At 30.9% G+C, this 9,377-nt stretch carries 8 protein-coding genes; all 8 read right to left on the bottom strand.

Features of this window, described 5'->3' with window-relative positions; translation table 11 throughout:
* Positions 1–70: 70 nt before the first annotated feature.
* Positions 71–1,807, bottom strand: coding sequence for an ABC transporter ATP-binding protein (locus HMPREF3045_RS05890; RefSeq protein WP_070737856.1), 1,737 nt, complete (start codon positions 1,805–1,807; stop codon positions 71–73).
* Positions 1,800–3,521: an ABC transporter ATP-binding protein gene (locus tag HMPREF3045_RS05885; protein ID WP_070737853.1), complete on the bottom strand. Its 1,722-nt coding sequence runs from the start codon at positions 3,519–3,521 to the stop codon at positions 1,800–1,802. Before HMPREF3045_RS05885 ends, HMPREF3045_RS05890 begins: the two co-directional genes overlap by 8 nt.
* 100 nt (positions 3,522–3,621) lie before the next feature.
* Positions 3,622–5,256, bottom strand: coding sequence for an ABC transporter substrate-binding protein (locus tag HMPREF3045_RS05880; protein WP_070737849.1), 1,635 nt, complete (start codon positions 5,254–5,256; stop codon positions 3,622–3,624).
* 2 nt (positions 5,257–5,258) lie between these two features.
* The gene (locus tag HMPREF3045_RS05875; RefSeq protein WP_070737846.1) at positions 5,259–5,969 is read right to left on the bottom strand and encodes an ATP-binding cassette domain-containing protein; all 711 of its coding nucleotides are present in this window, start codon (positions 5,967–5,969) and stop codon (positions 5,259–5,261) included.
* The gene (locus HMPREF3045_RS05870) at positions 5,951–6,733 is read right to left on the bottom strand and encodes an ATP-binding cassette domain-containing protein (RefSeq protein ID WP_070737843.1); all 783 of its coding nucleotides are present in this window, start codon (positions 6,731–6,733) and stop codon (positions 5,951–5,953) included. The genes HMPREF3045_RS05875 and HMPREF3045_RS05870 overlap by 19 nt, the downstream gene beginning before the upstream one ends.
* Before the next feature lie 4 nt (positions 6,734–6,737).
* Complete coding sequence (locus HMPREF3045_RS05865; RefSeq protein WP_004167043.1) at positions 6,738–7,514, bottom strand: ABC transporter permease; 777 nt, start codon at positions 7,512–7,514, stop codon at positions 6,738–6,740.
* Positions 7,514–8,446 carry an ABC transporter permease gene (locus HMPREF3045_RS05860; protein ID WP_004167028.1) on the bottom strand — a complete coding sequence of 311 codons (933 nt, stop codon included), beginning with the start codon at positions 8,444–8,446 and terminating at the stop codon, positions 7,514–7,516. The genes HMPREF3045_RS05865 and HMPREF3045_RS05860 overlap by 1 nt, the downstream gene beginning before the upstream one ends.
* A 20-nt stretch (positions 8,447–8,466) precedes the next feature.
* The gene (locus HMPREF3045_RS05855) at positions 8,467–9,060 is read right to left on the bottom strand and encodes a TetR/AcrR family transcriptional regulator (RefSeq protein ID WP_070737841.1); all 594 of its coding nucleotides are present in this window, start codon (positions 9,058–9,060) and stop codon (positions 8,467–8,469) included.
* Between the last annotated feature and the right edge of the window lie 317 nt (positions 9,061–9,377).

Below are 9,377 nucleotides of genomic sequence, written 5' to 3'. Positions count from 1 at the left end.
GACTTATGCTACTAGGCATAAATCCTCTAATCTAAATTTTACTGTTTAAAGATTTTAATATTTCTTCCTATCAATTATTTAATTTCCATGATTCCGCCTTAGCTTTTGCATTAATCAAGTCAGAATAAAGTCCATTATTTTTAATCAGTTCTTCGTGATTTCCACGTTCTACTATTTCTCCATCTTTTAAGACTAAAATCTGGTCTGCATTTCTTATGGTTTTTAGTCTGTGGGCAATCATAATTACTGTTTTGTTTTTTGTTAATGATTCTATTGCTTCTTTAAGTTTATCTTCATTTTCTGGATCTATACTTGCTGTGGCTTCATCAAAGATTATGATGTCCGCATCTTTTAACATAGCTCTTGCAATTGAGATTCTTTGTTTTTCTCCACCAGATAGGCTTGCTCCACCTTCCCCAATAATAGTGTCATATCCTTCTGGTAAAGCTTCTATAAATTCATGGCACCTCGCCTTCTTTGCAGCTTCTACAACCTCTTCATGGCTTGCATTTTGTTTTCCAAATTTTATATTGTTTTCAATAGTGTCTTCGAAGAGATAGACGTCTTGAAATACCATGGAAATTGAATTCATAAGGTTTTCTATCTTATAATCCTTAATATTCTTTCCACCAATTAAAATTTCTCCAGAATTTACATCCCAAAATCTCGCTATTAGATTACAAAATGTGGTCTTACCAGATCCAGATGGACCAACTATGGCAGTCATGGTATTTTCTTTTATCTCTGCTGATACATTTTTTAAAATTGGTCTATCATCATAAGAAAAGCTTACATTTTTAAAGACTATATCATGATTTTTTATAGGCTCTGTAATACTTCCTTCTCTCATATCAGGCATTGAGTCTATAAAACCAACTGAATCTATGGCATTTTCGCAAGCTCTTAGGATTGCCATGTTTGATCCTGCCCCGATTAAGCCTTCAAAGATAATAAAGGATGCCATAATCATAAGAATTGTTTCAGCAAGTGGAAGTTCACCAGATAAATTTAATTTTAATGATACATAGACCATAGCTACTGTTGTTATTCCCATTACAATTCTTTGGATAACTGTGTAAGGTGCTACAGATATTTCTAAATCTAAAAGTATATTTGATGTATCTTTTATAGACTTTCTTAAAGCTCTGTTATTTTCTCCACCAAGATTATAGGATTTTATAACCTGCATTCCTTGTAAAGTTGCTAATACTTCTTTTGTAAGTCTTGTTTGTGTTTCTGTCATTTTGTCTGCATTAGCTGATGATTTTTTCTCCATCATTGATGTAACGATGAAAAATACTACCACACCTGCTACAGCAACCAATCCTACCTTTACGTTAAAAATTAAAGTTCCAAGGACAAAGACTAAAGTATTTAAAACTCCACCAAGTACAAGAACCAAAAGCATAGGCACCCACATTTCTGCTTGGGAAAGTGAAGATGTAGCAATAGTAGTTAATCTTCCTAGTGAAAAGCTTGAAAAGAAACCCATAGGAACTCTTTTTATTTTTTCTCCTATTTCTATCCTCTTATGAGCTGCCATAAAATATCCAGCGTGTGTTTGTGCCATTTGTGATGATTTTTGTGTCATTATCTTTCCAACAAGGGATATAACTAATATTCCAAGACAAACAAAGATAGTTTTATAGTCTAAAGTTTTAGAAAATATATTTACTAGCATATAGTAAATTGCTCCAAACTCAAGGGCATTAAATACTGCGTGCAAAAATCCAGCGAGAATAGATTTCTTAATATATACCTGTTCTTCTTTTGAAAAATTCCATATTTTTTTAAACACATTAAGCATTTTCATCACCCCTTAAATTTGCAGAGTACATTTCCTTATAAAGTTCTGATGACTTTAATAGTTCTTCATGAGTACCATAAGAATTTAATTTGCCATCTTTAATAACAAATATTCTATCTGCATCAACAATTGTCTTTAACCTATGAGCAATTATGATTAAAGTTTTACCCTTAACTAGATTTGCCAAGGCGTTTTGTATGAGAGCTTCATTTTCAGGATCTATATAAGAAGTTGCTTCATCTAAAATTACGATTGGTGCATTCTTTAGCATGGCACGAGCAATAGATATTCTTTGCCTTTCTCCTCCAGACAGATGACCTCCACCTTCACCAACTCTTGTATCATAACCATTAGATAGATTCATAATAAAATCATGGCAGGCAGATTTTTTACATACATCTATAATTTCTTCGTCAGAGGCATTCTTATTTCCAAGCCTAATATTTTCCTTTATAGTCATATCAAAGAGGAAATTGTCTTGGAATACAAAAGAAATAAGTGAAGACAAGTTTTCGAGCGACACATCTTTTGTTTCTACTCCGCCAATTTTAATAGATCCCTTATCTACATTCCAAAATCCAGCAATAAGTTTTGCTATTGTGGACTTGCCTGACCCAGAAGGACCAACGAGGGCTGAAACAGAAGATTCTTTTATTTCCATAGAAAGATTATCTATAACCTTGTTTTTTCCATCGTAAGAGAAGTCTACGTCTTGAAGTTCTATATTATAGGATTCTATTTTTTCTCCCTTGTCAATATTTTCTAACTCTCTTGAATCTAAAATTTTTCCTATTTCAGAAGTTATAGTTGATATTCTTGACATATCATCCATATAGTTCATGATTTTTAGAACGCTAGAAACCGTAGCAAAGGATAAGACGATTAAGGTAATTAAATTTCCTAAATCAATACTTCCATTTATATAAAATAAAATCCCAAAGGGTATGATTGTAATAATTCCCATAGGAGAAAGTAATCTACCTATGGCAACCCTATTCATAGATTCGCCCATCCAATTATAATAAAAGCTTGCATTATCATAAACTGCATCAGAATATTTTTTATAAGATGATTCGCTTTGATTAAAGGTCTTTATTACTTCTATCCCATTTATATACTCAACAATGGAATTATTCATATGTTGACCAATGGCAACTGACTTTCCAAACATTTCCTTATAATGAGCATTCATAACAGACATCATTGTAGCCATTCCCACCACAAATGGAATTAGTGATAGCAAGGTCAATCGCCAATCTAAGGTAAACATATAAATAAATAATAAAACAGGTCCTACTAAATTTGCCGTAAATTCTGGCACTAAGTGGGCAAGTGAAGTTTCCATAGAATCAACTTGCTCAACTATAATATTTTTTAATTCTCCAGATGTTCTTGATAATACATCTCCCAATGGCATCTTAAATAATTTTTTGGAAATATCATTTCTAATTTCTCCTAATGAATTAAAGGTTGCAGTATGAGATATAGTTGTTGATATTCCTGCTGCCACTTCTTTAATAACAAATGTTATTAAAATACTTATGCAAAGTGGAGTGTATAAGCTCATATCCCTTATTCCATTAATCAAATTCACAATAATTTTCGCCATAAAAATATAAGAAAAAAGACCAGCCACTACTCCAATTATTGCCAGTAAGATTGACATAAAATATGAGCCTTTTCTCTTTTTTACATATTGTTTTATTAGATCCATCAAATCCCCTCCTTAATAAATCCTCGTAATAATAAGATAGGTCTATCCATTCACTACTTTATAGATAGACCTGCCTTAAATTCAATTTATTAACCTATTCTCATTTAGCTTTTACACTGTAAATATTGAAAAATTGTGGTGTACTTGTAAAGTCATATCCACCAATTTTGTCATTTCTATACAAAATCATTTCTTTTGAATAAGAAAGAGGCAAATCCATAGCGTTTTCGTTTGAATATACTATAGCTTTTTGTATATTATCTTTAATCTCCCCTTCGTTTGTAGAAGTGGAAGCCTTCTTTATTGCATCAATATATATGTTTGAATCAGAAAGTGCTTTTAACGGCATCAAATGTGGATCCATTTCAGTGATTGATTCTTGTAAGAACTTATGAGGTTCAGTATAAGAACCCTCTGTATTCCAGGTTGTCAAATGGAATTCTCCCTTTATACCATCTGTCCACCATGACATTTGATCTTTTTCAACTAGGTCAACATCTATACCTACTTCTTTTAATTGCGTCTTTATTGCAAGTGCAGTTTCCTTAGCAAGTACTAAATCTGACCAGTAAACATATTGAAGCTTTAATGGACTTCCATCCTTTTCTCTAATTCCTGTATCTTTATTGAGTTTCCAACCCGCTTCATCTAGCAAGCTATTTGCCTTTTCAGGAGCATAACTATAATTAGTTGGATAATTTGCATCACAATAATCTACATCTTTAGGGAATAAAGTTTCAGCTACATCTTCATGTGAGTATGTTAAACTGTCGACAATGTCTTTTTTGTTAATTGCATAATTAATTGCTTGGCGAACATTTAAATCTTCTAATTCTTTTTTACTTGGATTCAAAATTAGATTCTTAGTCAAAGTCCTATTTTTATTGACTTCTCCAGTAACATTCTTAATTTCAGAACCTTTTTTGAAGTCATCATAATTTATTAAATCTGCTCCATAAATTAAATCTATTTCCCCCTTATTTAAGGCTTGAAGTCTTGAGGAAGCATCAGGAATATATTTGACAATAACTTCATCATAATAAGGTTTTTCCCCATGATAATTTTCATTTCTAACAAATTTTGTATATTCTCCAGATTTAAATTCTTCATATACATAAGGACCTGTTCCTATATTTTCGTTAAATGTCTCAAAGTTTCCCTCAGTAAATGACTTTGGAGATGGCATCCCCAATACATTTTGGAAACAAAAACCATTTATATAAAATTTAGACGGATTTTCATAGTGAATAGCAATCGTATTATCATCAATAACTTCTGTTGATTTTATCTCTGCAACAGCCCTAATGCCTGCAAAATTAGGGTTTGACTTATCAAAATCTAATATCTTTTTTACTGCATCAGCATTAAAATCTTCACCATCTGAAAACTTTACCCCGTCCTTTAATTTAAAGACTAAAGTTTTGCCATCATCTTTATATTCAAAGCTTTCAGCAAGTTTTGGTACAATTTCACCGTTTTCATAAGCTACTAGGGTTTCGTAAATTAAACCACAAGCCATATTATTTTCCTTATTCATTGTTAAAGTCGTAAGGTTTGTCAGTTCTTTAGCAGTACATAAGGTTAAAACCTTCTTGCTTTCATCTTTTGTGTTTTCACTTGCTACATTTGAATTTTCTTGTGCTTTTTCTTGATTCTTTTGGCAACCTCCTAGTAAAATTGAAAAACTAAATACAAGTGCCAATAAAACCATCATATTTTTTCTAAGTTTGATCATTTCTATCTCCTTTGCAATTTTCCTTCTCTCAATATTTTTCCTTTCTTTATCTCTATGATATAATCTGAAATCTGTTTTGCTTGATTTATATCATGAGTGATAAAAATATAAGAAATACTATGCTTAGATTGATAATAAAAAAGTAAGTTTAGTACTTTTTCAATCGTCAATAAGTCAAGCCCAGCCGTAACCTCATCTAGTATTAAAAAATCAGGATTAACCATAAGGGCTCTTATGAGCGACAATCTTCTTTGCTCGCCTCCAGATAGTTGGTGAACGGGCACATCTAATATTTCCTTTTTTAAATGTAAATCCTCGCAAAATAATAACACCTTTTCCTTTCTTTCCTTTTTCGACAAGTTTGTTAAATTAATAAGCCCTTCTTCCAAATTTTTAAAAGTGCTTATACCAGGATTTAAAGTACCAGATGTATCCTGGAAAACAGACTGGATATTTTTTCTATATTTTCTTATTTTTTTTAATTTTAATTTTGAGATATCTACAGAATCATAGAATATAGATCCTTCATCTATTCTTTCTAATCCTATTAATGCTTTTGCAATGGTGCTTTTACCAGATCCGCTTTCACCAATTAAACTTAAGTTATCTCCCCTTTTAAGTGAAAAGGAAATTTGATCTAGAGCTTTAAATGTCCCCTTTACTGTTTCAAAAGAAAGACTACCGTTACTCATAGCTATTTCGTCCACTCCCATTCACCTCCAGAATCTAATATCTTCTGACTACATTCAACAAATTTTCTTGTCCATTCCTCTTTAGGACTTTCAAATATATCTTTACTACTCCCCTTTTCTATAACACACCCATTTTCTATCACATAGATAAAGTCGCTATATTTTTTAAGAATTTCGGCATCGTGTGTTATTAATAAAATTCCTTTGCCTTTGAAATTTGCTTTAATCAATTCAAAAAATAATGATGAGTTATAATTATCTAATGCTGATGTTGGTTCATCAGCAATTATATAATCAGTATTTAGCCCCATAGAAATTGCTAATATCACACGCTGAATCATGCCTCCTGAAAGTTCAGTTGGATATGAATCTAAAACTCTTTCATATTCAAGATTTACGCTTTTGAGCTTATCTTTTGCTATACTTAATGCTTCTGATTTATTTATATTAAGATTAGCAATATAAATTTCAATCATTTGACTTTTTATCTTTTTTCTTTTGTCAAAAGAAATCATGGGAAGTTGAGGAATAAAAGCGATGTTTCTATTGTTGCTATTGATATTATCTTTTTCCAATATATCGAAATCATCTATAGTAATATTCCCAGAACTTACTTTCAAGTCCTCTGATAAAATCCCGAGTATTGCGTTTATTAATGTAGTCTTCCCAGCACCACTTGGACCAGTGAGACCAATAATTTTCGCCATAGGAATACTAAGGGAAATATTATTTAAAAGACTGTTTCCTTTTTTATCTGTAACTTGTAATTGATTAACCAAAATCATATCTTCACCTTCTATTTGCTTCTTTTGCAATAATATTAAAGGACATTGTAGTAATAAAAACTGCAAAAATTGGGTAAATTATGAGTTCTGGTTTAATAAATATTGAATCTCTTGCTTCTAAAATCATAGAACCCCACTCCACAACATTTTCTCCAAGTCCAATTCCTATAAATGAAAAACCAGTAATGGCTAAAATCATATCCGCACAGGACAAGCAAATATAATGAACTAAATCTAATGATATATTGGGTAGTATATGAACTAGAACTAGCCTAGTCTTTGAAGCACCAAGTGAAATCATACAGGTGCAATAAGCCTTATCGTATTCAATATTTATTTGAGTTCTAACAAGCCTTAAAAATCTCAAAATATATGAAACAACCAAAGCAATTAATGTAGTTTTTATTCCATTTCCCCAAGATGCTATAAATATGATTAAATAAGCAATTGGTGGTATAGCCGTTACAGCATTAATAATCGAATCTACTATTACATTCTTTTTCATGGTAACCTTTGATGTAAGAGTTCCTAAAAGCAAACCTAAAGTAAAAACAATAATTGATGCAGTCATAACCATAAATAATGTAGTTTTTCCCCCGTACAGTATTCTCGATAAAACGCACCTACCCATGCTATCATTTCCCAAAGGATACTTAGAACTTGGATTTGCAAATCTAATGGGAAGATTAACTTCTAAGGGATCATTAGGGGCAAAAAAACTTCCAAAGAACATAAATAAAATCACTAGGAAAGCAAATACTGTCCTTTTATTTATTTTCATTAATCTCCCCTTTCCTTTATCAAAAGTTCGTTTATCAAATCGGATGTTATATTCGCAAGGGCAATAAATAATGCTAAAAAGAAAACCAAACCATGAATCATCGTTGCATCACGATTTATTACAGAATTTACAATCAAATATCCAAATCCTGGAATAGAAAAAACTCCCTCCACTATTGCCACATTTGCAATCATAAGCCCAATGCTCTGAAAGAAATTTGGGATTAACTTTACTATCGAGTTTGGCAATATATGTTTCACGAACAAAGTAAATTCCTTTAGACCATTAGCTCTAAAAAACATAATATAATATTCGCCATTTTCTTTATCTAAAGCGTCTTTAAATAGTGGATAATAAAAAGAAGCCCCAAATATCCCTAAAGTTATTGCAGGAAGTAGATAGTTTGTAATGCCAATATTACCTGCTACTGATAGCAAATCCCACTTTACTGCAAATATATCAAGTAAGATAATAGCAATATAAAAGCTAGGAATTGAAACACCAATAAGGCATAAAAGATTTATAAGCTTATTGATTATCTTGCTCTTCCATAAGAAAGTAATACATCCCAAAGATAATACTAAAATTACCTGCAATATTGCGGAAAAGAAAACAACAGATAAAGTTTTTGGCAAAGCCAACATTATATTATCCCAGACTGGTTTACCATTGCTTAAAGACTGTCCTAAGTCTAGAGAAAAAAGATTTTTAATCCAGTTAAAATATTGCTTATATATAGGTTTGTCAAAACCAAATCTTATTCTTACTTCTTCAATTTGCTCAGGTGATGGACTTCCGATATGTCTTTTAGCATATGCAGTGGCTGGATCGACGGGAGATAATTTCATTAAAACAAATGATAAAACACTAACAATTAATAATGTCATTATTAGCTCATAAAATTTTTTTAAAAATGTCTTTTTTGTATTCATTTTTATACCATAATTTAAGATCAGCCTAATAATTCAGGAAATTTATTTTTCAAATATTCTTCTAACATCTTTTTGATTGTTTCTTTATTTTCAATAAAAATTTCTTTTTGATTTAAACTTTCATATCCTAAAATCAAAGTATTTACAAAGGTCACTAAAAACTCATCTTCAAAAATAGATGAGAGCTTATCGTTTGGAGGAAAAGCAGACGATAAAATTTCTGTGTTTGTTTCTTTTAAATTTTCAAACATTTCACACAATCTTTTATCTTCATTTTGTAGTTTCAAAAAAATTGCATAGATGCTTTTAAATTCATTTTCATCATAAATTCTTTCCATCATCATCTCAGTAATTGCGTCTAAAGTCGTTAACTTAGATGTGTCGATAGTTTTGCTTTTTTCTCCTCTATATTTGATACCTAATTTCATAAAATCATAAATCATTTCGTAGGTTGATCCATAATGATAGTAAACACCACCTTTACTTAAACTTACTTTTTCTATAACATCTTCCATAGTTGTATTTTGGAAACCCTTTTCTAAGAAACATTTTTTTGCCGCTTCCAGAATTTCTAACTTCCTTTTTTCTCCAACTTTCAATTTTTTATCATTCAAAACTTTATCTCCTGTCAATAAATAATTCCGACGCTACCGTCAGTTTTATTGTAACTCATTTGATAATTAATTTCAATACATGAAGGATTTTAAAATTTAGTAATCTTATTTAAGATATTTGCTTGAACGCCCTTTATACTTCTTTATTAATTTCTTTAAATGCGGTATAATTAATAAAACTTAATACGCGCTTGACGCTTATAACTTTAATAGCAAGCACAGTAAGTGAGTACCCACTTACGAAAAAATCAAAAAATCAATAGCCTTTAAGGCTATATAATTTTACGATTTTTACCTTGTTAGGGAGAACCCTAAGA

The organism is Anaerococcus sp. HMSC075B03, assembly GCF_001815585.1.
Taxonomy (GTDB): Bacteria; Bacillota; Clostridia; order Tissierellales; family Peptoniphilaceae; genus Anaerococcus; species Anaerococcus vaginalis.
Note: the sequence above shows the minus strand (reverse complement) of the source record. Positions and strands in the feature narration are given on the sequence as shown.